Raw genomic sequence first — 250 nt, forward strand, 5'->3', positions numbered from 1 at the left:
GGTCAGTATAACCAGGCCATGCGTATGCTGCCGGCGCAGTTTACCGATGTGGCAACGCAGCTGGCAGGTGGGCAGAACCCCTGGCTGATTCTGCTTCAGCAGGGTGGGCAGGTTAAGGACTCCTTTGGCGGGATCATGCCGACGTTCCGTGCACTGATGGGGACGATTTCCCCCATGATGATCGGTATTGGGGCATTGTCCGTCGCAACGGGCGCGCTGTTCTACGCCTGGTATCAGGGCTCTTCCACCC

Annotated in this window: 1 protein-coding gene; it reads left to right on the top strand. The window is 60.0% G+C overall.

Annotated elements, in window-relative coordinates; all coding sequences use genetic code 11:
- On the top strand, positions 1–250 hold a 250-nt coding region (locus RTW80_RS30220; RefSeq protein ID WP_312721877.1), incomplete at both ends, for a phage tail length tape measure family protein.

The sequence above is a fragment of the Escherichia sp. AM3 genome (assembly GCF_032029835.1).
Classification (GTDB): domain Bacteria; phylum Pseudomonadota; class Gammaproteobacteria; order Enterobacterales; family Enterobacteriaceae; genus Escherichia; species Escherichia coli.